Source organism: Streptomyces sp. NPDC101151 (assembly GCF_044768335.1).
In the GTDB taxonomy this organism is placed as follows: Bacteria; Actinomycetota; Actinomycetes; order Streptomycetales; family Streptomycetaceae; genus Streptomyces.
In genome coordinates, this window is the sequence record NZ_JBIWPP010000050.1 from 20,075 (window position 1) to 41,702 (window position 21,628).

At 69.8% G+C, this 21,628-nt stretch carries 22 protein-coding genes and 3 pseudogenes; 13 read left to right on the top strand and 12 right to left on the bottom strand.

Features of this window, described 5'->3' with window-relative positions:
- The first annotated feature begins 33 nt into the window (after window positions 1-33).
- On the top strand, window positions 34-921 hold the full coding sequence (locus tag ACIRU3_RS42685) for a helix-turn-helix domain-containing protein (protein ID WP_404068953.1): 888 nt from the start codon (window positions 34-36) through the stop codon (window positions 919-921).
- 132 nt (window positions 922-1,053) lie between these two features.
- On the opposite strand, the gene ACIRU3_RS42690 is transcribed toward ACIRU3_RS42685, so the two are convergent.
- Together ACIRU3_RS42690 and ACIRU3_RS42695 are read right to left on the bottom strand one after the other, a co-directional pair.
- Window positions 1,054-1,530 (bottom strand): (2Fe-2S)-binding protein, encoded by a 477-nt coding sequence (locus ACIRU3_RS42690; RefSeq protein ID WP_404068956.1) that lies wholly within the window; start codon window positions 1,528-1,530, stop codon window positions 1,054-1,056.
- 8 nt (window positions 1,531-1,538) lie between these two features.
- Window positions 1,539-3,875, bottom strand: coding sequence for a molybdopterin cofactor-binding domain-containing protein (locus ACIRU3_RS42695; RefSeq protein WP_404068958.1), 2,337 nt, complete (start codon window positions 3,873-3,875; stop codon window positions 1,539-1,541).
- Between the two features lie 391 nt (window positions 3,876-4,266).
- On the opposite strand from ACIRU3_RS42695, the gene ACIRU3_RS42700 reads away from it, so the two are divergent.
- Window positions 4,267-5,211, top strand: coding sequence for an MBL fold metallo-hydrolase (locus ACIRU3_RS42700; protein WP_404068960.1), 945 nt, complete (start codon window positions 4,267-4,269; stop codon window positions 5,209-5,211).
- A 74-nt stretch (window positions 5,212-5,285) separates the two neighbouring features.
- On the opposite strand, the gene ACIRU3_RS42705 is transcribed toward ACIRU3_RS42700, so the two are convergent.
- Window positions 5,286-6,038 (bottom strand): class I SAM-dependent methyltransferase, encoded by a 753-nt coding sequence (locus ACIRU3_RS42705; protein WP_404068962.1) that lies wholly within the window; start codon window positions 6,036-6,038, stop codon window positions 5,286-5,288.
- Window positions 6,039-6,120: 82 nt separating this feature from the next.
- Window positions 6,121-6,348, bottom strand: a pseudogene (locus ACIRU3_RS42710) (gamma-glutamyl-gamma-aminobutyrate hydrolase family protein); the annotation flags it as partial.
- A 503-nt stretch (window positions 6,349-6,851) separates the two neighbouring features.
- Here ACIRU3_RS42710 and ACIRU3_RS42715 point away from each other — a divergent pair.
- The gene (locus ACIRU3_RS42715; protein WP_404068965.1) at window positions 6,852-7,808 is read left to right on the top strand and encodes an alpha/beta fold hydrolase; all 957 of its coding nucleotides are present in this window, start codon (window positions 6,852-6,854) and stop codon (window positions 7,806-7,808) included.
- Window positions 7,809-8,025: 217 nt separating this feature from the next.
- Here ACIRU3_RS42715 and ACIRU3_RS42720 read toward each other — a convergent pair whose 3' ends face one another.
- On the bottom strand, window positions 8,026-8,709 hold the full coding sequence (locus ACIRU3_RS42720; RefSeq protein ID WP_404068968.1) for an LLM class flavin-dependent oxidoreductase: 684 nt from the start codon (window positions 8,707-8,709) through the stop codon (window positions 8,026-8,028).
- Window positions 8,710-8,851: 142 nt separating this feature from the next.
- Here ACIRU3_RS42720 and ACIRU3_RS42725 point away from each other — a divergent pair, with 142 nt between their 5' ends.
- Window positions 8,852-9,937 (top strand): serine hydrolase domain-containing protein, encoded by a 1,086-nt coding sequence (locus ACIRU3_RS42725; protein WP_404069026.1) that lies wholly within the window; start codon window positions 8,852-8,854, stop codon window positions 9,935-9,937.
- A gap of 205 nt (window positions 9,938-10,142) precedes the next feature.
- Here ACIRU3_RS42725 and ACIRU3_RS42730 read toward each other — a convergent pair whose 3' ends face one another.
- Entirely contained in the window at window positions 10,143-10,466 is a 324-nt protein-coding gene (locus tag ACIRU3_RS42730; protein WP_404068971.1) for a hypothetical protein, read from the bottom strand.
- On the opposite strand from ACIRU3_RS42730, the gene ACIRU3_RS42735 reads away from it, so the two are divergent.
- Together ACIRU3_RS42735 and ACIRU3_RS42740 are read left to right on the top strand one after the other, a co-directional pair.
- On the top strand, window positions 10,467-11,135 hold the full coding sequence (locus ACIRU3_RS42735) for an HAD family hydrolase (protein ID WP_404068973.1): 669 nt from the start codon (window positions 10,467-10,469) through the stop codon (window positions 11,133-11,135).
- A gap of 41 nt (window positions 11,136-11,176) precedes the next feature.
- Entirely contained in the window at window positions 11,177-11,305 is a 129-nt protein-coding gene (locus ACIRU3_RS42740) for a hypothetical protein (protein ID WP_404068976.1), read from the top strand.
- A 119-nt stretch (window positions 11,306-11,424) separates the two neighbouring features.
- On the opposite strand, the gene ACIRU3_RS42745 is transcribed toward ACIRU3_RS42740, so the two are convergent.
- Complete coding sequence (locus ACIRU3_RS42745) at window positions 11,425-12,405, bottom strand: pirin family protein (RefSeq protein WP_404068978.1); 981 nt, start codon at window positions 12,403-12,405, stop codon at window positions 11,425-11,427.
- An 81-nt stretch (window positions 12,406-12,486) separates the two neighbouring features.
- On the opposite strand from ACIRU3_RS42745, the gene ACIRU3_RS42750 reads away from it, so the two are divergent.
- Complete coding sequence (locus ACIRU3_RS42750) at window positions 12,487-12,978, top strand: carboxymuconolactone decarboxylase family protein (RefSeq protein ID WP_404068981.1); 492 nt, start codon at window positions 12,487-12,489, stop codon at window positions 12,976-12,978.
- 295 nt (window positions 12,979-13,273) lie between these two features.
- Window positions 13,274-13,489, top strand: a complete 216-nt coding sequence (locus ACIRU3_RS42755) for a hypothetical protein (RefSeq protein WP_404068983.1) — start codon at window positions 13,274-13,276, stop codon at window positions 13,487-13,489.
- Between the two features lie 347 nt (window positions 13,490-13,836).
- Here the strand turns inward: ACIRU3_RS42755 and ACIRU3_RS42760 are convergent.
- From ACIRU3_RS42760 to ACIRU3_RS42770, 3 genes and pseudogenes are all read right to left on the bottom strand, one after another.
- Window positions 13,837-14,160, bottom strand: a pseudogene (locus ACIRU3_RS42760) (NUDIX domain-containing protein); the annotation flags it as partial.
- A 35-nt stretch (window positions 14,161-14,195) separates the two neighbouring features.
- Window positions 14,196-14,915: pseudogene (locus ACIRU3_RS42765) on the bottom strand (tetratricopeptide repeat protein); the annotation flags it as partial.
- A gap of 364 nt (window positions 14,916-15,279) precedes the next feature.
- Complete coding sequence (locus ACIRU3_RS42770) at window positions 15,280-16,491, bottom strand: FAD-dependent monooxygenase (RefSeq protein WP_404068985.1); 1,212 nt, start codon at window positions 16,489-16,491, stop codon at window positions 15,280-15,282.
- Window positions 16,492-16,669: 178 nt separating this feature from the next.
- Here ACIRU3_RS42770 and ACIRU3_RS42775 point away from each other — a divergent pair, with 178 nt between their 5' ends.
- Genes ACIRU3_RS42775 through ACIRU3_RS42795 form a run of 5 tightly spaced genes read left to right on the top strand, consistent with a single transcriptional unit; the run spans window position 16,670 to window position 19,506 of the window.
- Window positions 16,670-17,632 (top strand): TetR/AcrR family transcriptional regulator C-terminal domain-containing protein, encoded by a 963-nt coding sequence (locus ACIRU3_RS42775; RefSeq protein ID WP_404068988.1) that lies wholly within the window; start codon window positions 16,670-16,672, stop codon window positions 17,630-17,632.
- A gap of 19 nt (window positions 17,633-17,651) precedes the next feature.
- On the top strand, window positions 17,652-18,194 hold the full coding sequence (locus ACIRU3_RS42780; protein WP_404069029.1) for a hypothetical protein: 543 nt from the start codon (window positions 17,652-17,654) through the stop codon (window positions 18,192-18,194).
- A 29-nt stretch (window positions 18,195-18,223) separates the two neighbouring features.
- A complete protein-coding gene (locus tag ACIRU3_RS42785) occupies window positions 18,224-18,772 on the top strand; it encodes a GNAT family N-acetyltransferase (protein WP_404068991.1) in 549 nt (182 codons plus the stop codon).
- A gap of 51 nt (window positions 18,773-18,823) precedes the next feature.
- A complete protein-coding gene (locus tag ACIRU3_RS42790; protein ID WP_404068994.1) occupies window positions 18,824-19,123 on the top strand; it encodes a DUF1778 domain-containing protein in 300 nt (99 codons plus the stop codon).
- Entirely contained in the window at window positions 19,120-19,506 is a 387-nt protein-coding gene (locus ACIRU3_RS42795; RefSeq protein ID WP_404068997.1) for a fic family toxin-antitoxin system, toxin component, read from the top strand. Before ACIRU3_RS42790 ends, ACIRU3_RS42795 begins: the two co-directional genes overlap by 4 nt.
- Window positions 19,507-19,940: 434 nt before the next feature.
- Here ACIRU3_RS42795 and ACIRU3_RS42800 read toward each other — a convergent pair whose 3' ends face one another.
- Window positions 19,941-20,792 carry a helix-turn-helix domain-containing protein gene (locus ACIRU3_RS42800; protein ID WP_404069000.1) on the bottom strand — a complete coding sequence of 284 codons (852 nt, stop codon included), beginning with the start codon at window positions 20,790-20,792 and terminating at the stop codon, window positions 19,941-19,943.
- 10 nt (window positions 20,793-20,802) lie between these two features.
- Entirely contained in the window at window positions 20,803-21,552 is a 750-nt protein-coding gene (locus tag ACIRU3_RS42805; protein WP_404069002.1) for a DUF6879 family protein, read from the bottom strand.
- Window positions 21,553-21,628: the final 76 nt, after the last annotated feature.

A 21,628-nucleotide genomic window follows, 5' to 3' on the forward strand; every position in this document is an offset into this window, starting at 1 on the left:
TGGCCCGTGATCACGCGCTGGCATACTGACGACATGACCGAGTTCGGGAAGTTCCTGCGGGCTCGCCGTGGCGACGTACGCCCGGCGGACGTCGGGCTGCCCGCCAGAACCGGCACACGCCGCACGCCGGGTCTGCGCCGGGAGGAACTGGCGGCGCTGGCCGGTGTGAGCATCGACTACTACGTACGTCTGGAACGTGGCAAGGAGACCCGTCCGAGCCCCTCCGTGGTCGAGGCGCTGGCCGACGCGCTCCGCCTCGACGCGGAGGAGCGCGGCTTCCTGCGCGAACTGGCGGCGCGAGCGGCGCGGCGCGCTCCCGAGCCCCGTCCCCTGCCGTCGCGGCGAGTCCGCCCGACCGTCACCCAGCTTCTGGAGACGCTCCGGCCCAACCCGGCGTACGTCGTGAACCGCACCAACGACCTGCTGGCGGCCAATCCCGGCGGGCTGCGGCTGCTCCACGGCATCGCCGACTGGCCTGAGCGGCAGCGGAACACCGTCCGGTACACCTTCCTGCACCCGGCCGCCCGCGAGCTGTGGGTGGACTGGGAACAGAAGGCCAAGGGGTGCGTCGCCCAGTTGCGGGCGATCGCCGGCACCGATCCGGATGCCCCGGATCTCGCCTCACTCGTGGGTGAGCTGATCGTCAAGAGCCCCGACTTCAACCGGCTCTGGGAACGGTACGAGGTACGCACGATCGGCGACGGCGAGAAGACGCTCCGGCACCCGGAGGTCGGCACGATGACGCTCTCGCACGAGGGGCTGACCCTGAACCGCGCACAAGGCCAGCGCCTCATCGTCTACATGGCGGCGCCCGGCAGCCCGGACCACGACGCCATGACGCTCCTCGACCTCGCCGGCTCCGGTTCGTCCGGCCGTTCCGGCGATACGGCGCCCGTCCCACCCGCTCGGGGACACAGCTAGTCGGCAGTGCCGCAGCGTCAGGACGCCTCGCGAACCGGCAGGGCCGAGCGGCCGTCCACCCGTGTCATGCCCTCGGCGGTGGCGGCGACGGCCACGTGGGGCGCGCTGAGGGGCGGCCCCGCGCGCAGCACCTCAATACCCCTTCGCGCCGGCCACGATGGCCTCCCGGATGCGGTGGTACGTCCCGCAGCGGCAGACGTTGCGGATCTCGTCGAGGTCGGCCTCGCTGATCTCGCGCCCTTCGTCCCGGGCCTGGCGCACCTTGGCGACGGCGGTCATGATCTGGCCGGGCTGGCAGTAGCCGCACTGGGCGACGTCGTACTCGAGCCAGGCCTCCTGCATCGGGTGCAGCTCCTTGCCGACGGTGGCGGGCAGGCCCTCGATGGTGGTGATCTCGTCGTCCGGCGCGATGTCCTTGACCGGCACCGAACAGGGGTTGAACGCCTTGCCGTTGATGTGACTCGTGCAGGCCTGGCACACGCCGAGCCCGCAGCCGTACTTCGGCCCGGTGACGCCCAGGACGTCCCGGAGCACCCACAGCAGGCGTACGTCGTCCTCGATGTCCACCACCACGGGCTTGCCGTTGAGGATGAAGGTGTGTTCGGGCACGTGGACTCCTAGTAGGCGCGGCTCAGGCCGTCGGTGGGCGACGCGGGGACGGGCGGCGTGGTGGGCAGCGGCTCGAAGCCGAGGGGCTCGTCGTGGTTGATCGGGAAGGTCGTCGGCATCGTTCCGGTGGCTCGGCCGTAGGCGCAGGCCACGGCGGCCATCGCTCCCGCGACGGCCAGCTCCCCGGCGCCACCGGGCTGTCCGGTGGTCGGCGGCATGACGACGATCTCCAGCTCCGGCGGTGTGTTCCACTGGCGGGTGTAGAAGTAGTTGTCCCAACTTCCTTCCAGGAAATGCCCGTTGTCGAGGTGGAGGCCGGAGCTGAGCGTGATGGCGATGCCGTCCATGATGCCGCCCATCATCTGGGCCTGAAGTCCACGGGGGTTGACCGCCAGGCCCACGTCGACGGCGCAGACCACCCTGGTGACACGGGGTCCGGTGTAGGCGTCGCGGACCCTGCGGCCGGTGGTCTGCGGCCGGCAGTCGATCTCGGCGAGGACCGCGACGTACGCGTGGTACTCGGGGTGGATCGCGATGCCCTGTGCCGTGCCGGCGGGCATGTCACGGCCCCAGTCACCCACCTCCGCGGCCTTGTCCAGGACGGCCCGTGCCCGATCGTCCTTGAGGAAGGTGCGCCGGAACCGGCAGGCGTCCTTGCCCATCCGTCTCGCCAGCTCGTCCACGACCAGCTCCTGGGCGCATCGCACGTTGGGCGAGTAGATGTTGCGCATGGAACCGGTGTTGAAGCCCTTGTCGGTCTCGCTCAGGAGCTGGGTGACGAGACCGAAGCGGTAGGGGGTCTGCTGCGTGAGCGTGAAGATCGTCTCGGAGAAGGCGAGGTCACCGACGGGCAGTCGCGCGGCTTCCGAGGTGATGATCTCGCCGACGCCATGGCCGAAGTCGGTGGCCACGGAGGTGTGACGCTGGTCGTAGGTGAGCACCTGGCCGAGCGCGTAGGTGGCCCGGGCCCGCGAGGTGGACATGGGGTGGGTGCGGCCCTGGCGGAAGTCGTCGGTGCGATGCCACATCAGCTTGACCGGCTTGCCCAACGCCCGGGAGATCTCGGCGGCCTCGGCGGCGGCGTCGTGGAACAGTTTCCGGCCGAAGGAGCCTCCGCCCTCGGTGACGTGGACCTTGACCGCGGTGGGTGGCAGTCCCAGCTTCAGCGCGATCTGTTCCTGCGCGGTGATCGGCGATTTCAGGCTGGCCCAGATCTCGGCCGAGTCCTTCCGGACGTCGGCGACCGCACAGTTGGTCTCCAGCGCGCTGTTGCTGGCGAAGTGGAAGGTGAAGCGGGCGTCGACGGACTTGGTGAGCAGATCGAGCGCGGGAAGCGGGAGTTCGGCTCTGCGCAGCTCGTCCCGCACGGTGGCGGCCGACTTGCCGTCCGCGGTGCCCGGCCCCCAGGTGACCTTCAGGGCGCGGACCGCGTCGATGCACTGCCCGAAGGTGCGGCCACGGACGGCGACGCCGGTCGAGACCGTCACGACGTCCGTGATGCCGGGCAGTGCCCGCACCGCGTCCAGGTTCTCCACCGAGCGGACCGTGCCGTTGATCGTCGGCGGCCTGCACACCATGGTGGGCAGGGCGCCGGGCACCTGCAGGTCCATCGCGAACCTCTTGCGGCCGGTGACCGCTTCGAGCGCGTCGATGCGCCGCTGCGCGGTCCCGATGACCCCGAACTCGGACGGCTCCTTGAGAGTGACCGACACCTGCGTGGTCGTCACCGCGGCGGCCTTCTCGGCCAGTTCCCCGTAACTGAAGCTCCGGCCCGTCACGGTGGAGACGACGACCCCCGCCTTGGCGGTCAGCGTGTCGATCCCCTCCCCCAGTTCCAGGGCCGCTGCCTTCAGGAGCCGGCCGCGGGCGACGGCGGCCGCGACCCGGATCGGGGTGAAGGTGGAGATCGTCGTGTTGGAGCCGCCGGTGAGCTGGTTGAACACCAGCTCCGGCCGGGCGTCGGCGAGGGAGACGCGGATCCGCTCCAGTGGCAGGTCCAGCTCCTCCGCGATGAGCATGGCGCTGGAGGTGGTGATGCCCTGCCCGACCTCGGCCCGGGGCAGGGCGAAGGAGGCCGTGCCGTCGGCGTCGATGCGGATGCTGATCAGGTTCGCTGTGGGCAGGGTGGCGTGGGTGAGCATGTCGTTGAGGTCGTAGATCTCGGCCGGCCCCGGCACGGAAGGCACAGCCGCCCCGGCTTCCGCGGGGGCGAATACGGTCTCGCCCAGCTGGGCCGCCACGGTCAGGGTCGAGGCCGCCACCACGTACCCCAGGAACCTTCGGCGTCCGATTCCGTCCGGCTCCCCGGCAGCCTCGTTCGGCCGCGGGCGGCGGTGAGCTTCCATCAGCTGTCCTCCCGACCACGAAGTGGGGTGCGTCCGAATGCACCGCGAAGGAGGCACGGAGGCACCCGCCACCACGAGCTCGATCCGGTCCGTTCACGGCGGCTCTTGACTGTGCATGATGCGCGTGTGCCGTGGAAGATCTCGGCAGCCCATCTCCTCGTAAGTCTCACGGCATTTCACATTTGGGGCCGAGGCGAGGTGAGGCCGGGGCTCGGGGAGGTCACCGGCATCACTGCCGGGCAGGGTCCGACCGTGCCCGGCGGCCGGCTCGTGGGGTACCGGTCGGCAGATCATCAATGGGATGATCCCAGCGGCGTTCGACGAGCCCGCCAAGGTGTGGCAGCGCGGTGCCGCCCCGGATGAGCCCCCTTCATCGCGACAGGAGTGCGCAGTGAGCAGTGTCCACCACGATGTCGGTCTCCTTCCTCCGCCGCGGCTGGAGGAGGTCAGCGAGGACGTCTTCGCCTACATCCAGCCCGACGGCAGCTGGTGGATCAACAACACCGGCTTCCTCGTCGGACGGCGCGGTGTGATCAGCGTGGATGCCTGCTCGACGGTGCGGCGCACGCAGGCATACCTGGAGGCGATCGCCACCGTCACGCCGCAGCCGGTACGGACTCTGATCAACACGCACCATCACGGTGACCACACCTTCGGCAATCACCTCTTCGGCGGGGCGACCGTCGTCGGGCACGAAGCCACCCGGTCGAGCATTCTGGCTTGGGGCGGGCCGGGGGCCGCGGCAGCGTTCTGGACCGAGGTCGAGTGGGGCGACGTCACCCTCGAACCGCCGTTCCTCACCTACACAGACAGCGTCACCGTATGGGCCGACGACCTGCGCGCCGACGTACGCCACGTCGGGGCACCCGCCCACACGACCAACGACTCCGTCGTCTGGATTCCCGAACGCGAGGTTCTCTTCAGCGGGGACCTGCTGTTCAACGGCGGCACGCCGTTCCTCCTCCAGGGATCCGTGGCCGGTGCCGTCCAGGTCCTGGAGGAAGTGATCAAGCCCCTGGGGGCGACGACCATCGTCCCCGGGCACGGCGCCGTCGCGGGCCCCGAACTGATCGACGACGTGCTCGGCTATCTGCGATTCGTCCAGGCCACCGCCCGAGCGGGCCGGGACGCCGGGCTCACTCCTCTGGAGGCCGCCCGCGAAACGGACCTGGGCACGTACGCCGGCCTGCTGGACTCCGAGCGCCTGGTCGGCAACCTCCACAGGGCGTACGCGGAGTTGGAGGGCGGCCCGCTCGGCCGGGACATCGACGCAGCGGCCGCCCTCGGCGACATGGTCGCCTTCAACGGCGGTTGTCCGCTTACGTGCCTGGCCTGAGGCCGGCCGTACCAACCGCCGTGACCGAGCAGGAGTGGGTGCCCTTGTCCTCTCGTGATCGCTGATCCACGGCTTCAGCCACCGTGGCGGGTGGCGCGCGCAAGGAAGTGGTGGACGGCGTCCTCGTAGTACGTCAGGTCCCAGCCGGCCGTCACAAGCGCGGGCCGCAGGTTGTCCTCGGCCAGCGGGTCGTCCGGATCGAGGGGGCGGCCGTGGCGGGCGGCGCGCTCGGCACGGCCGGAGGGGTGGAAGAGCAGCAGGACGCCGCCGGGAGTGGTCACCCTGGCCCACTCGCGCAACGCCGTCGTGGGGTCGGGGACGTGGTCGACCAGACCCGCGCTGAAGACGCCGTCCACAGCACCGGTCGGCAGCGGCAGCCGGCAGGCGTCGGCCACCAGCAGGGAGCCGTCCGTGTCGCGGCCTTCGCGCACCGCGGCGGTGAGCATCGCCGGTGTGAGGTCGACACCGACGACGACGCCCTGGTCGCCGACTTGGGCGCGCAGCGTGGGCAGTACCCGGCCGGTGCCGCAGCCCAGGTCAAGGACACGTTGGCCCGGGCGCAGCCCCATCCGCTCGGCCGCCGCTGCGTACCGGGGGCCGTCGCCGGCGAAGCGCTCCTCCCAGGTGGCCGCCCGCCGGGTGAAGAACGCGCGGGCCGCCGTCCGTTCGGCCCGCGCCGCGACGAAGGCGGCGAAGCGCTCGACCACGCCGTCGCGGTGCCGGGCCAGGGCCGCCAGTTCTGCGGGGGCGGACTCGAGCAGGTCCGGTGCTGAGGCAGCCTCGTCCGGGAAGGCCCCGGCGAAACCGTCGACCGCTGCCTTGTCCACCTCCAAGTGCCAGCAGCGTCGCCTTCGCCGGAAGGTCCATCGTGTCGCTGTGCCAGTGCAGCACCCGCAGCCGCTCCGGCACGGCGGCGAACAGCGGGTCGGCGTGCGCGGACGCGGTCATGCGTACGTCGCCCCATCCGATCTGCGCGCCGGTGCCGGGCCGGGCGACACCGCCCGCCGCGACCGCCAGCAGCTGCGAGCCCAGGCACACGCCCAGCACCGGCACCTCGGCCTCCAGCGCGGCCCGCAGCAGGGCCAGTTCCGCGCTGCGCCCGAGGAAGTCCTCGTAGGCGGCCATCGGTCCGCCCATCACCACCAGGGCCACCACGTCGTCCACCGTGTCCGGCACCCGGTCACCTGCCCAGGTGCGGCAGACCCGGACCGGCAGTCCGGCCGCCCCGAGCGCGGTGCCGATGGCGAACGGCCCTTCCTGCGGTGCGTGTTCCACGATCTGGATCACCGGCCACCACCTCCCGCACGACCGTACCCGGGCAGCAGTCGCGAACAAACGCACATGCGAGAACAGATGCCGGGCGCAGATGGTGTCTGCGAACCTCCATCCCCGTTCTGACGCGCATATGCCTGCGCCTCGACGCCCGAACGGAACAAGGTTGCCGGAGCCGCCGACCCCCTGGGAACGCCCCTGGTTCAGGGACCTTGTCCGGCCCCGCGGGCAGCCGTTGTCAGCGGTGGTCACCACGGGCACGGCCGGCCGGATGGTGTCGGCCGGATCGCTGCACCGGCGGAGCGGGCAGCCGACAGGCCGACGTCCGGAGCCGCACTCCGAAGATCACGGCGCGTACGCTGAGGCGCATGGTTGAGCATCGCATGGTCGAGGTGAACGGAGTTCAGCTGCACATCGCCGAGGCGGGCGAAGGCCCTCTGGTGGTGCTGCTGCACGGCTTCCCCGAGTCGTGGCACTCCTGGCGCCACCAGTTCGGCCCCCTGGCCGACGCCGGCTTCCGCGTGGTCGCCCCCGACCAGCGCGGCTACGGACGCAGCGACCATCCCGACGACGTCGACGCGTACAGCATCCTTCATCTGGTCGGCGACGTCGTCGGTCTGATCCAGGCCCTGGGTGAGGAGAAGGCGTACGTCGTCGGGCACGACTGGGGCGCGCCGGTCGCCTGGCACACCGCGCTGCTGCGGCCGGACATCGTGCTCGGGGTGGCCGGCCTGAGCGTGCCGCCCCCCTTCCGCGGGCCGGAACCTCCGCTGGTCGCCATGGACAAGACGTTCGGCGGGCGCTTCTACTGGAACTACTTCAACCGTCGCGGTGTCGCCGACGCCGAGTTCGGACAGGACACGCGCACCACGTTGCGGAAGTTCTTCTACTCGGCCTCCGGTGACGTTCCCGGCGGACCCAAGCAACTGCTGGTCGATCCCGAGCGGGGCTGGCTGGCTGCCCTGCCGGACCCGGAAGTGCTGCCGCCGTGGCTCACCGAGGAGGATCTCGACACGCTCACCGAGAGCTTCTCCAAGGGCTTCACCGGCGCTCTCAACTGGTATCGCAACCTCGACCGCAACTGGGAACTGACCGCACCGTGGCAGGGCGCCGACATCACGCCGCCCGCCCTCTACATCTACGGCGACCGCGACCCCGTTCCCGCCTTCCCCGGCAGCCCGGAATTCATCGAAAGCCTCCCCGACCGAATGCCGAGCCTGCGACGCAAACCCCTCAAGCTCGCGGGCTGCGGACACTGGACACAGCAGGAACGCCCGGACGAGGTGAACGCGGCACTCATCGAATTCCTCAGGGCCTGCCCCTGAGCCCGCCCGCCGAACCTGCCGGCCTAGGGCCCGGCCATGGCTGGATCGCGACGGCTGCGGACCGACCATCGTTCCGTTCTGGCCGGCCGTTCCGCCCTGGCCGGCAGGTCAGTCGGGGCAGCGCTCGATCAGTTTTGCCAGGTTGTCCAGCCTGCGCAGGATCCGGGCTTCGGGAAGTTCGTCGACGAAGAGGGGCAGCCGTTCGACGCCGACGTCCTCATAGGCGTCGATGAGGCGCTCGTCGTCGCCGGGGACGTTGTGGACCGATACCGGTACGCCGTCGGCGGCGGCCGGCTGAATCGGGACGTCGGACCTTGAGCGCGGCCGGCCGTTCGCCCAGCCGGGCGCCGCGAGTGCGGGGATCGACGCCGTCTGCGCGCATCTCGTCCATCTGCAAGTTGACGCCGACCCCGAGCGGGAACCGACCGCCGGACAACCGGTCGAGGCCGGCCACCTCCTTCGCCGTCTGGAACACGTCCCGCTGCGGCAGGATGACGATTCCGGTCCCCGGCAACAGCTTCTCGGTCACCGCAGCGGCTATCGACAGCTCGACGAAGGGTCGTAGATGCGCACATGCGCGGCCGTGGCACTGGGCCGCCCAGCGGATGTCCGATCTTCGAGTGCACCGGGATGTGTGTGCTCGGGGACGAACATCGCGTCGGATCCGCGTTCCTCCAGCGCCCTGCCCAGCCGGTCGGGGCGGATCCCCTCGTCGGTCATCGGACTGTGCACACCGAACTTCAGTCGAGGCCGGTGGCTCCGGGCTCCGTCGCGTCCGCTCTCCTGACGCCGCCACCCCGCCCGGGGCGTCCCCCGCCCCTCGTCCCCGCCGGCTGAGCGCGCCGGGGGTTAGCCCTACCTGGAGATGTGCGGACAGCAGGATCGCCCCGGGCGGTCGCATCCGGACATGCTGAGTCTCGCAATTGCCGCTGGTTTCCCGATGATTCCGTAGGAGTTGGCTCGTGCGTGAGCAGGCATGGCAGAGGTCCGGTTCGTCCTGGCGGAACAGCGGTCGGCGCAGAGCCGCGCCGGCCGCGGCCGCGATGGCCGTCGGCGTCCTGACGTTGGGCGCCCTGGCCCCGCCCGCAGCGGCGTCCGCCGCCGCCGGGCCGGACGCCGTCCGCAAGAGCCTGAACGCGCTGGTGCACACCGACGGCGTGCCCGGCGCGCTGGCGAGCGTCGAAGACCGTCGCGGCCGCACCCGCACCTACACCGCAGGGCTCGGCGACCTGGCAACCGGTGCGAAGGTGCCCCGGGACGGCCAGGTGCGCATCGGCAGCAACACCAAGACGTTCACGGCGGTGGTCGTGCTGCAGCTGGTCGGTGAAGGCAGGATCGGCCTCGACGCCCCGGTCGACACCTATCTGCCCGGCCTCGTCCGCGGTGACGGTATCGACGGTCGGCACATCACGGTCCGCCAGCTGCTCCAGCACACCAGTGGGCTGCCCAACTACAGCAACTACCTCAGCGACGACATCCGCTACTACGACCCCCGCGAACTCCTCGAACTCGCTCTCCATCACAAGGCCGACTTCGCCCCCGGCACGAAATGGGCCTACAGCAACACGAACTACCTGGTGGCCGGTCTGATCGTTCAGAAGGTCACAGGCCGCCCGCTCGCCGAGGAGATCGACCGCCGCGTCGTCGAGCGCGCCGGATTGCGCCACACCTACTTCCCCGCCCCCGGCGAGGTGACGATCCGGGAGCGCCATCCCAAGGGTTACTACCAGGATTCGGCAGGCGCGCCTCTGGCCGACGCCACGGAATGGGATCCTTCCTGGGCCTGGGCTGCGGGCCAGATGGTGTCCACCACCTCCGACCTGAACCGGTTCCTCACCGCGCTGTTGGCGGGCCGCCTCCTCCCGAAGGCTCAGCTCGCCCAGATGCGCACCACCGTTCCGGCCTCCTACCCCTTCCCCGCCGGTGCCCGTTACGGGCTGGGGCTGGTGAGCACGCCGCTGTCGTGCGGCGGTGTGTACTGGGGCCACGGCGGCAGCATGACGGGATACGAGACCCGAGGCGGCGCCACGGAGGACGGTCGCGCCGCCGACGTCGCCGTGACCATACAGCCGAGCCAGGAAACCAAGGAGCATATGGAAGCCGTCGTCGACACTGCCCTGTGCCGCTGAACCGCTGAACCGCGCTGGGATCGGCCCTCCCCCGCCGTCGCAGGTGTCCTGTGCCCGTGGCCGCCCCAGCGCGCGTTGCCCCCTTGGAGACGACATGCGTCAACTCCTGCCATCTGCACGGTCAATGACTATCTGATGCGACGAGTCTGCGCTTCACCTGTCGACGGAGGGGCAGTACCAGGGTGCTGAGGTAAATGGGTTCCCCTCACCTACGTCGCGGCGCGGGACAGGAGCCTGCCGGCAGGCAATGCGGCGGTCGGTCGACGACGAGGTGCTCCAGACCATGGCCGTAGTGGGAACTCCCGAGGAACTGGGCCGGCAGATCCAGCAGCGGTACGGCGGAGGTCTGTTCACCCGCGTCGGACTGCTCCTCACCGGACCAGCGGATCCTTCTCTCGCCCTGCAGCTCGTCGAGGCGGTGCAGGCATCCTCCGCCCCATCGACCGAATGCCCCGGTCCGCCGGCTCCCCGTGCAGACCTTCCAGGAGCCGGCCGCCATTGCCTGCTGGCCGCCTGCGATGATCGACACGTGACCCCTGAAACTGCGCGGCCGGGCCGCACGAAGTACGTCCTGTTCGACGTCGACGGCACGTTGATCGATGCTGTGAGCAACCAGCGGCAGGTCTGGAGCACCTGGGCGGAGCGGTACGGGCTGGATGCGGACGAGGTCTACCAGGTGGCCCTGCGGACGCGGCCGATGGAGACGTTCGCCCAGGTCGCGGCCGACCGCGATCCACACGACTGCCTGGCCGCGCTGCACGAGCTGGAGGACGAGGACGTCCGGTCCGGCGTCTATGCGGCCTTCCACGGCGCGTCGGAGTTGCTGCACGGCCTGCCGCCGGGGTCCTGGGCGCTCGTGACCTCGAACTACGAGCACCGGGTGCGCGGCCGTTTCCAGCGGACGGGCCTGCCGGTGCCGGGCGTGATCGTGGACGCGGCCGCCGTCGAGGAAGGCAAGCCCTCTCCCGTCCCGTATCTGCGGGCCGCTGCCCAATTGGGTGCAGCGCCGGGAGACTGCCTGGTCATCGAGGACGCACCGTCCGGAGTGCGGTCCGGGCTGCGGGCCGGGATGACGGTGTGGGGCGTGAACGCCGCCGTCGCGGTGGAGGGTGTGCATCGCCACTTCGGCAGTCTGCGCGAGGCGGTCCCGCACATCCTGGACTTCGCGGCTGGACGTCACGGGAATGCCGCAGCCTGAGGCCGTCCGCCGGTTCCGGGCATCACCGGGATGATCTTCGTGTGGCCGGTGTGGTCACGGTGTCCGCGCGGCCTTGGAGAGCCCTGTTCGCCGGGCTGAGCCCGGGCTGCTCCTGGGCACTGCCGACCGCGCTGAGGCAGGAAGGCGTGGCCGAGGTCAGGAAGGCGTGACCGAAGGCCGACGGGGACGGCCGTGGGAGTGCGTCCGACCGCGAGACCGTCGGCCCGATGGCCCTGCTGCCCGTCGGCCTGGGCCTGGCCGTCACCGTCACGCAGCACATCCCGGCAGGTCAGACGACTCGTCGCCGCGGTTTCAGTGCCACCATGGGAAGCTCGGGCGCCGGCAGCGGCTCACCGTCGTACCCCGTCACCGAGCCGAACCGGTCGCCCGTCATCCAGTCCTCACGCGCCTGCACGATCTCCTCGTGCGACCGTCCGATGAAGTTCCACCACATGACGATCTCCTCCTCGAACGGCGTTCCGCCGAGCAGGATCGTCCGTGCGGGCCCGTCCGACTCGTTGGTGATGGTGAGTGTGTCGGTGCCCGGGTGGGCGTAGCCCAGCTCCGCGGGTCGCAGGGGGACGCCGGACAGGCGGATGTCGCCCTGGTCGACCAGGAGGCCGTGTTCGAAGTGCGGGTCCACGGTGAGGGTGAGGGCGGAGTGGCGGGCGAGGAGGATCTCGGCGCCCAGCAGGGGCGTGAAGGTCCGCACCGGGGAGACGGCACCGGCGAGGCAGCCGAGGAAGACCCTGAGTTCGGCTCCGTCGAGGAGTTGGGGCTCGGGCACGTGGTGCTGGAAGTCGCGTGCGGTGTTCCGGTGGGCGTCCGGCAGTGCCACCCACAGCTGGACGCCGTGCAGAACGGCGGTCCCGGGAGTGGAGACCTCGGAGTGGGCGATGCCGTGCCCGCCGGTCATGAGGTTCAGCTCGCCGGGTCGCACGAGGGCGTGGCTGCCCAGGCTGTCCCGATGCTCGATCTCCCCGCTGAACAGCCAGCTCACCGTCTGCAGGCCGGTGTGCGGATGGGGGGCGACGTCCATTCCGCCGCTCTCCTCGACGGCGTCGGGGCCGTAGTGGTCCGCGAAGCACCAAGCGCCGATCAAGGTCCGGGCGCGCTGCGGTAGCGTGCGCCGCACGGTCATCGCCCGCGGGCCGCCGAGCGGCACGTCGCGCGCGGCCAGGACCTCCACCTGCGGCGCACCGGCCGGCCGGCCGTCGTCCGAGGATGTGCCGCGGTGCACTTCCGTGGATTTCGTCTCGGCTCTGCTCACCGTGGACCGCCTCCCGATTCCCCGCATTGTTCTATGTTCAACTATTATGTGTGATCGTAGCCCCTCCGAAGGAGTTTCGGGTTGACCACCTACACGACCGGCACCGCGGTCCAGCGGATCTTCATCGACAAGCAGAGTCCTGACGCGTACCAGTCACTGGTACGGACGTCCGAGGCGGTGCACTCGGTCGCCGCCGAGGCGGGGCTCGAACGCACGCTGGTGGAGCTGATCAACCTGCGCGTCTCGCAGATCAACGGCTGCGCCTTCTGCCTCGACGTGCACACGCGGGCCGCCCTGCGCGCGGGCGAGACCACGCAGCGGCTCGGCGTGCTGGCGGCCTGGCGGGACACCGAGCTCTTCACCCCCGAGGAGCGCGCGGCACTCGCGCTGGCCGAGGTGACCACCGTCCCCGGGGACGCCGCCGTCCAGCAGGCCGCGTACGACACGGCCCGCGAGGCGCTCACCGACGACCAGGTCTCCGCCGTGATCTGGGTGGCGATCACCATCAACGCGTTCAACCGGGTCTCGATCATGAGCAAGCACCCGGTTCGGCGGCGGTCGCTGTCCGGTTGAGCCTGAGGTCATGGCCGCCTCCGGGTGAGCCGTTCAATGGCTTGCCGCGTTCTTGCGCGGTGTGGCAGGGTTCGGCGAGTCGATCTACACGTACCCATGCACGATGAAGGACTGAAGCCTTTGATCACGGCGTCCCCCAGCGGCCGCCGTCGGCACTGATCCCGACTGCCTTCCCGGCAGCGGGCAGCGGTGCCCTCGCGTCTCCTCACGGCGGCCCCACGCATGTCCCGTGCTCCCGGCTCCGGCCGGTCCCGCAGCCCTCGCGGCTGCCATTCCACGTGAGGTCATCATCATCGTGCATACCGACGTCCAGAGTTTCGCCGTCGCCAATCTGCTGCGCCGTCCGGCGGCGGTCGAAGTCGCAGGCTTCGTCGCGGGATTCGATCCCACGACGACCAGCCCGTACGTCAACTACGCAACCCCGGTCCCCGGCACCGAGCCGACCGCCCGGGACATCGACTCCCTGATCGAGGCATTCCGTGACACCCCTCGTAGCCCAAGCGGCCGTTGATGCCGAGCTCGTAGTCGAGTTGGTCCACCGCACGCTGGTCGAGGTGGAGACCGCAGGCGACCATCCCGGCCTCGCACCGCTGCCGCAGAAGCCGCATCGCCTCGCCCTGCCCGGGCTCCGCGCCGACCACTTCGGGTTCGGGGAAGTGCGGCGTGCCAAGCCCGAGATCGGCGACGGGGTCGATGGCGCAGGCTTCCGCGACCGCGATCGTGTCGGCGACCAGTTGCCCGGCTCCGGTTCAGATTCCTTGCATGGCAGTAACCGTGCTGCGCTGCTGGGGGACCTCTGGGCTCGCCGGTTAGTGCACGTGCTCTCTACGCCCACCCGTCCAACGAGACCTGAGGGCCGACGGTGAGGAAACCGTTGGGGGCTTCGATGCCCCAGGCGCCGTGGATGATGTGGGCGACCTTCAGAGCTTCCGACTTCACGGTCAGGCCGGTCTCTTCGTGCAGCTCGCGTACGGCGGTTTCCGTGATCGGCTCGCCGGGCTCGCTCTTGCCGACAGGTAGGTCCCACATGCCCTGGGCGAACTTGGCGTTCTGGCTGCGTTGAAGGAGGACGACGCGGTTGGTGGCCTGGTCGTGGACGATGACGGCGGCGACGAGGAGGGGCATGGATTCGAGCGCGGGCTTGAGGGCTTTGGGCTGGTCGTCGGTTGTCCGCTGAGCCACGGTTTTGTCCCTTCATCGGCCGGTTGATGGGCAGCTCAGGCCAGTGCTTCGCGTGCGCGGCGTGCGAGTTCGGAGGCTCCGGGCACTTTGCGCCGCTGGTAGACAGCGAGGGTGAAGCGGAGTGATGTGATCGCTTTGCGGGTGCGGTCGGAGGTCATGCCCTCCATGAGGGTCAAGGCCTGGGACCAGGCGGCGACGGCTTCGTCGGCGCGGGCCTGGGCGGCGAGGCTGTCGCCGAGGTCAGCGAAGGTGAGGGCGTGGACACGCTTGTACTTCTTGGGGTCCCACCGCACCAGAGCGTCTCGGTGTTGTTGCTCGGTGCCGACGTGGTCGGAGAGGCCGGTCAGGGTGCGGGCGGTGTGGCTGGCGACGGTGCCAGCGGCTGGGCCGCTGACGCGGGAGTAGCTGGGCTGCGGGCCGTCTTCGCGCAGGAGGGCGTCTTCGGCGGCAAGCAGAGCGCGGGCCGCTGCGGGCTTCTCGCCTACAGCTGCGTAGGCGCGAGCGTGGGTGATGTGGAGGAGGGCCTCGGTCTGGCCGTCGACGTGGCCGAGACCGCGGGTGAGGGCGCCTTCGACGAGGTCGACGCAGTGGTGGGGCTGCTTGAGGCTGAGGGCCTGGTGGGCGAGGGCGCGCATCATCCAGGCGGCGTGACCGCGTGGGTCGGCTTCGCAGGCGAGCTGGTAACCGACTTGGTAGTAGCGTTGCGCTGCACCTTCCTGGCCGAGGTCGTGGTGCTTCCAGCCTGTTGTCGCCGCAGAGACTGTGTCCCAACCAGGTCGTGTCGCCTCAGGAGGCGGCGATTGCTCCGGCCCGTGTCCCGTTGGGGCGGCCCCTCGTGTCGCTTTCCATGGTGACAATCACCGTATCAAGTGACGTGGGTCACTCCTGATGGCCTGTCGGTGGGCGGCTGGGCAGGCCGGCCCCGCGCGTCGGGTAGCGCAGACGCAGGGACGGCAATTGTTGGGGCCAGCGCAGTACTTGGGGAACACGCCGGCTCAACCTCTCGTCGTGGAGGGCACCGACCGCTCGCCAGGCAGCTTCGGTGACCTCTTCGGCCTGCAGCTGGCCGACCTCGGCTGTGTTGCGGAGAGAAACGGGCTGACCCGTCGCTGGGGACGATTACCGTATGCCCGCGGTGAGACTGTACTCCGGCAGCGCGATGTCCCCGGCCTTGGCGAACTGTGCGGCGAGCAGGTTCCGCATGGGCCAGCGGGTCATCTGCCGCATGGAGAGGTCCCGCAGACGGATGCCGAGTCGGCCCGAAGGCGCGAATCCAGAGGCGCCGCCCGGCGGGAGCTGCTGAGCCTGGCTCACGTACGGGCGCATCACCTCGTCGTATCGGCGGAAGGCGATGCGGTGGTCGCCCTCGGCAGCGGCGAGTTCACCGGCCAGGACATAAGCGCCGACCAGAGCCAGGCTGGTCCCCAGGCCGGTCAGCGGGGTCGCGCAGTATCCGGCGTCCCCCAGCAGCGCCACACGGCCGCGCGACCAGCGGTCGAGGCGGACCTGGCCCATGGAGTCGAAGAAGAAGTCCGGAGCAGCGCGCATGGCCCGCAGCAGGCGTGGGGTCTCCCAGCCGACGCCGGCGAAGCGCTGGGCCACGAGTTCCTGCTGGGCGGCGACGTCGCGGCGGTCGTAGGCGATCGGTGCCGATCGGAAGCTGAGGCCGGCCTTGATCTCGCCGGGGAGACGGCCGGGCCGTGCGGAGGCGACCAGTCCGCCGGGCGCATTGTGCATCAGGTACCAGCCGTCGAGTTCCAGGTCGTCGGTGGCGGTGAACCAGGTCGTGTAGAGGCCGAGCGGGTGGACGAACTCCTGCTCCGGGCCGAATGTCAGCGCGCGTACCACGGAGTGCGGTCCGTCCGTGCCGACGACCATCCCGAACCGGCGCGGCGCGGCTTTCTCGAAGGTGACGGTGACCGCGTCCGCGTCTTGGGCGATACCCGTGACGGTGTCGTCGAACAGGTACTCCGTGTCCGGCAGAGTGGCCTCGTACAGCAGGAGGGCGAGATCGCCGCGGAGGATCTCGATCTCGGAGACGATCCCCTCGCCGCCGAAGCTGTCGGCGGGCACCCGCGCGGTGGTCCGGCCGGAGGCGTCGACGAGTGCGAGGCCGCGTTGGTCCACGCTCTCCGCCCTGGCCCGGTCCATCAGACCCATCCGCTCGATCACGGTGCGGCCGGCACCGCGCAGATCCACGGTCTGCCCGCCCGGCCGGGGTTCCGGCGCGCGTTCCACGATTGTGACCCTGGAGCCTCCCTTGCGTAGCCAGTACGCCAGCGCGGGCCCGGCGATACCAGCACCGCAGATGAGTATCTCGTTGTTCGGCATGATGTGAACGTACGCCGTACGCAAGATAGTGCGCAAGCAGGAAATAGCCTTTCAACATGAGGTGTTGGACAGTACTGCACTAGTACGGGTGGGTGGGGAAGGTGCTCGTACACGGGTATCGTCCGGCGCTGACGACTAGGATGGCCCCCATCCAGGTGCACTAGTGCGAGGAGTCTCGGTGGGCGGACAGGCGGTACCGCGCTACAGCCAGATCGTCGCCGAACTGCGGCAGCGAATCGAGACGGGCGAACTGGCGCCGGGCGATCGCGTGCCGTCGACCCGCGAGATCACCAAGCAGTGGGACGTCGCGATGGCAACCGCGACCAAGGTACTCACCGAACTGCGCCGAGAGGGGATGGTCCGCGCCGTCCCTGGCGTCGGGACGGTTGTGGTGGCCCCGAGCCGCCCGGTGCGGGCCGCCCGGCCCGCTGCCGCCGCACGCTCGGGCGGGCCGTCTGATGCGTCACCGGGCCAGGCGGCGCTCACGCTCGGACGGATCGTCGGCGCCGCCGTCACGGTCGCCGACGCGGAGGGGCTGGCCGCGGTCTCGATGCGCCGGGTGGCCGCCGAGCTCGGGGTGGCGACCATGTCGCTGTACCGGCACGTGGCCGACAAGGACGATCTGCTGACGCGGATGATGGACACGGTCATCGCGGAGCACCCGCTGCCCGCCGACCCTCCGGCAGGCTGGCGCGAGGCGATCGAACTGGCGGCGCGGCAGCTCTGGGACCTCTTCCGCCGCCATCCGTGGCTTGCGCCGGCCCTGTCGGTGACCCGCCCTCAGATGATCACATCGGCGCTTCCGTACAGCGAGTGGATGCTTGCCACCCTGCACGTCCACGGACTCGACCTGCAGTCCGCCTTCACCGCGCACCTCATGCTGCTCAATTACGCCCGCGGTATCGCCGTCAACCTGGAGTCGGAGCGGGAGGCTGAGGCGCACAGCGGACTCGACAGCGAGGAGTGGATGGACACCCAGGAGCCCACGCTCCTGACGATACTGGGCACCGGCCGCTTCCCCGAGCTCTCCCGCCTCGCCACGACCGGTTACGACCTCGACCTCGACGCCCTCTTCGAGTTCGGCCTCCAGCGCCTCCTCGACGGCCTCTCCTCACTCCTCAACAAGAGATCCGTCGGCTAAACGAAGAAACGGCGTCCTCATACCCTTCCCGGACGCGGGAGGGGCTGGCCCGGCGACCCACACCCGCCATGACGTCGTACCTACTGGCCGGGCCGCCGACGACCAGGTCACCGTCTGGCTCAACCCCGCGCACGGCGCCTTGCTCATGCACGTGATCCGGACCGGCCTGGTCACCCCCGTCTGGTGCACCAGCTGGCGCCAAGACGCCACCACGCTCATCGGCCCGCTCATCGGCTTCCCGCCCCTGCCGTACGTCGACCTCCCGCGCCCACAGATCACGACCAGCCACCCCAACGGCTTCTGGAAACGGGACCACGTCGACACCTGGCTCGGCGACGCACCTGCCATCTGGATCGACGACGACTTCACCGGCCTCGACCACGAGTGGGCGAGGGAACGCACCACTCGCGGCCAGACGACCGCCCTGGTTCAGCCGGATCCTCGCGTCGGGCTCCTGGCCGAGCACGTAGTCGAGGTCCTGGCTTGGGCCGCCCTATTGCCCGTCGCGCGGGCAGATGCCTCAGGGAACTCCTGTGACACGAAGGCCGCACGTAGCCTGTGAGGAATCGTGAGCAATCCGGGAGCGGTCCGATGGAGATCACATGGCGTCGGATCGAGGAGCAGGACTTCCCTCTGCTGCGGATATGGCTCCAGCAGCCCCATGTGAAGCGTTGGTGGAATCACGAGACCACAGTGGAAGCGGTGGCACGTGACTTCGGCCCCGCTGCCCGAGGCGAGGAGCCCTCGGAAGACCTCCTCGCCTTCCTGGAAGGCCGTCCGGTCGGTCTCGTACAGCGTTCACGCCTGCGCGACTACCCCGAGTACCTGGCCCAGCTCGGCGCCATCATCGCCGTACCCGACGACGCAATGACCATCGACTACCTGATCGGCGATCCCCGCCACACCGGCCAGGGCATCGGCACAGCGATGATCCACTCCGCCATCGAGCAAACCTGGGCCGAACACCCGGCCACCCCGTGCGTACTCGTCCCAGTAGCGGCAGCCAACCGCCCTTCCTGGCGGGCCCTCGAACGAGCCGGGCTGTGCCGCATCGGAGTCGGAGACCTGGAACCGGACAACCCGATCGATGACCACACCCACTACCTCTACCGCATCAACCGACCAGGGACCGGCAACTGACAGCCGTGCAGGGCTGTCCGCGCCTTTGGTACCGGCGGTACCATCGATACCATGTCGCATCCCAAAGCCATGAACCTGCGTTTCCCCGATCCGGCCCAGCGCGCCGCGATCGAGACCGCCGCGAAGCAGGAGGGTGTCAGCCTGCAGGAATACATCCTCTCGGCCGCCTACGCCCGCGCCACCGCCGTGGAGGAACGCTTCCTCGAAGCGTTCAGGGCGTCGATGGCCCACAGCGATGACGCGTTCGCAGAGGGGGCCGGTACGGCCGATCCCGCCGCCGAGCAGCGCGCGGCGGAGCTGGAAGCGCGTCGTGATCTCGAGGCGCAGCAGGAGCGGGGTCACGCCGCGTGACACAGAACGAACCACTCCACCCTCTTGATGTGGCCTTCCTTCTGCACGCCGCCGAGCTGCTGCCCGGCGATCCCCAGGTCGACGACTACGGCCCGCTCTACGCAGCCGTCGCCCGGGTCAACGCCCGCGCCATGGAACGCGACGTCTACGGCTCCCCGTACCTCAAAGCCGCCGCGCTCCTCCAGACCCTGGCAAAACTGCCCTGCCTGGAACACTCGGGCGAAGCCTTCGCCTGGCACTCCACCGAGGCCTACCTCGCCCTCAACGGACACCGGCTCGACTACCCGCCGAAGGAGGCGGTCTCATTGGTGCGCGACGCCGCCACCGGCACGATCGAAATCGGCCTCATCGGCCGACAACTCCGCGCCTGGAATGTCTCCTGACCTGGCAGGAGACACCTGGTCGCCCTGCTGGAGACCGGGAGCTACTGGACCTACAGATCCACGGGCAGCAGACGGCCGGAGCTGCCTGGAGGACCAGTGGCTGCACCCGCCCTTCCAGCTTTCGACGGACCGTTACGATCTGTATCCGTAGGGTGATCTACTTCGTTCTCCACAGCGTCATTGGGGGGGACCGTGGGAATAGAGAACTGTGCCGTTGGGGCGATTGACGCAGGTCAGCCACGCAGCAGGAGCGCCAGTGACGCTTGCACCTGCTGACGGGGGGCGTCGGAGCCGGCGCCGCCTTCGTAGGTTGAGGCCATGGGGTATTCGTCGCACGTCCTCCCTACGCCGGACACCGCCAGATATCCGGCGCCGGGGGGGGTCCAGCGTGCGGCGTACGGCCCACTTGAGGGCACCTCCATCCGCGCGCAGCCTCACCGTGCGTTCAGCGCCCGCCGGGCCCGAAGGATGACGTTCTGCGCGTCCACCCCGTACACCGCTGACTCCCGCAGCGTGTCCCACACCCGCAGGTAGGCAGCAATGGAGTCGGCATCGTCCAGCCACAGCTCAGCGTGCCAGTCTTCTGTGATGACGAGCCGGTCGTCCAAGACCCAAAAGGCGTTCGCCGCGGGGATCTTCAGCGAGGCGCTGAGCGGGACGATCCCCAGTTCGACCGTGTCTATACCGACCATGCCCGAGAGCCTGTCCAGTTGGGCCGCGAGCATGGACGGCGAGCAGATGAGTGCGTGCAGGGCCGCCTCCCATACCAGCGCGTGGAATCGGTGACCTGCCTCGTACAGCCATTCCTGCCGGCGCATGCGGGCTCGGACGGCCTCGTCGGTGTCGCGGGTGGTCCCGTGAAGATCCGCGTACCGAAGGAAGATCGCCCGCGCATAGTCGGCGGTCTGGAGCATGCCGGGGACGACAGCCTCCTCCCACGCGCGGATGATCCCGGTCCGGGAGACTTCCAGGTTCCAGCTGTCCTGCACGGGACGGTGACCGGCGGCGAGCTGGCGGCGCCAGGAACGGATGTGGGACTCGAAGCCTTTGAGGCGGGCGTCGAGTTCGTCGAAGGCATCGGGGCTGTCAACACCCCCGGCCCAGGCACGCAGGTCTTCGCTGGTGGCGGTCTGCTGCCCGTTCTCCAGCTTGTAGACCTTGGAGTGCCCCCAACCGAGCCGCTGGGCGAGTTGAGTGCCGGTGAGCCGACCCCCAGGGGCCGAGAGGCGCAGTTCTCGAAGGCGGACGCCGAGGGCTTCCCGGGCCTGCTGGAAGTCGGTACTCACTGGCTCCCTGTCAGTGCTGCCGCAGCTGCGCCGCGAACTCGTCGTAGGGCACGGAGAGGTGCACGGCGGCGTCTCGGATCTGGCAGTACCCCAGGACCGCGGCAGGCTCGGTGATGACCTCCAGGTCGCCGAGGACGTCCTGATCGTCGAAGTGGAGCACGACGACGAGACGGCTGTCGAAGACCCAGAAGTCCTCGTCTCCCAGGTGCGCACGGACCGCGTCCTTGCGCCACACGTTACGGACGTCCTCACCGGTGGCCGCGTTGGTCCGCGCGTAGCTCAGAAGGAACCGCTGGCCGTCGGTGGGCGGGTCATCAACGACGCGGACCCGGCCGACGCACTTGCCGTTGTCGGTCTGCCGGCGGATGTTCGTGCACCAGTCGCTGTCAAGGTCCATGGGGGCCTCGCCCGTCCGCAGGAACTCGTCGAAGCCGAGGTCTTCCCGGTCCGAGGCGTAACCGCCCCTGGTCTCCAAGTGCCAGGCCGTGTACTCGAAGGTGCGGAAGAGCTGCCCGAACTCCTCCAGGCTGATCACCTTGCGCACGCGCTGCATCTCCTTGGGGGCGTGGTTCACGAGCAGCTCGCGCGGCACCACGACGGCAGCGTCTCCCGGGCCGAAGTGCTGGAGCTGGGCGAGGGCGTCGGGGTCGGTGAGGGGTGTGCCCTGGACGATGATCTCGCCAGAGCCCGTGTCCTCGTGAAGCGCCGGGCAGCTGCCGTTCTTGCTGTCCGTACCGGTGAACCGCAGTCGTCGAGCCATGTCGCCTCCGTCATCGGGTGGGCCACCAGCATCACCGTGCTCCAAGCCCGTGCACTACAGCGTGCCGCCCCCTCCG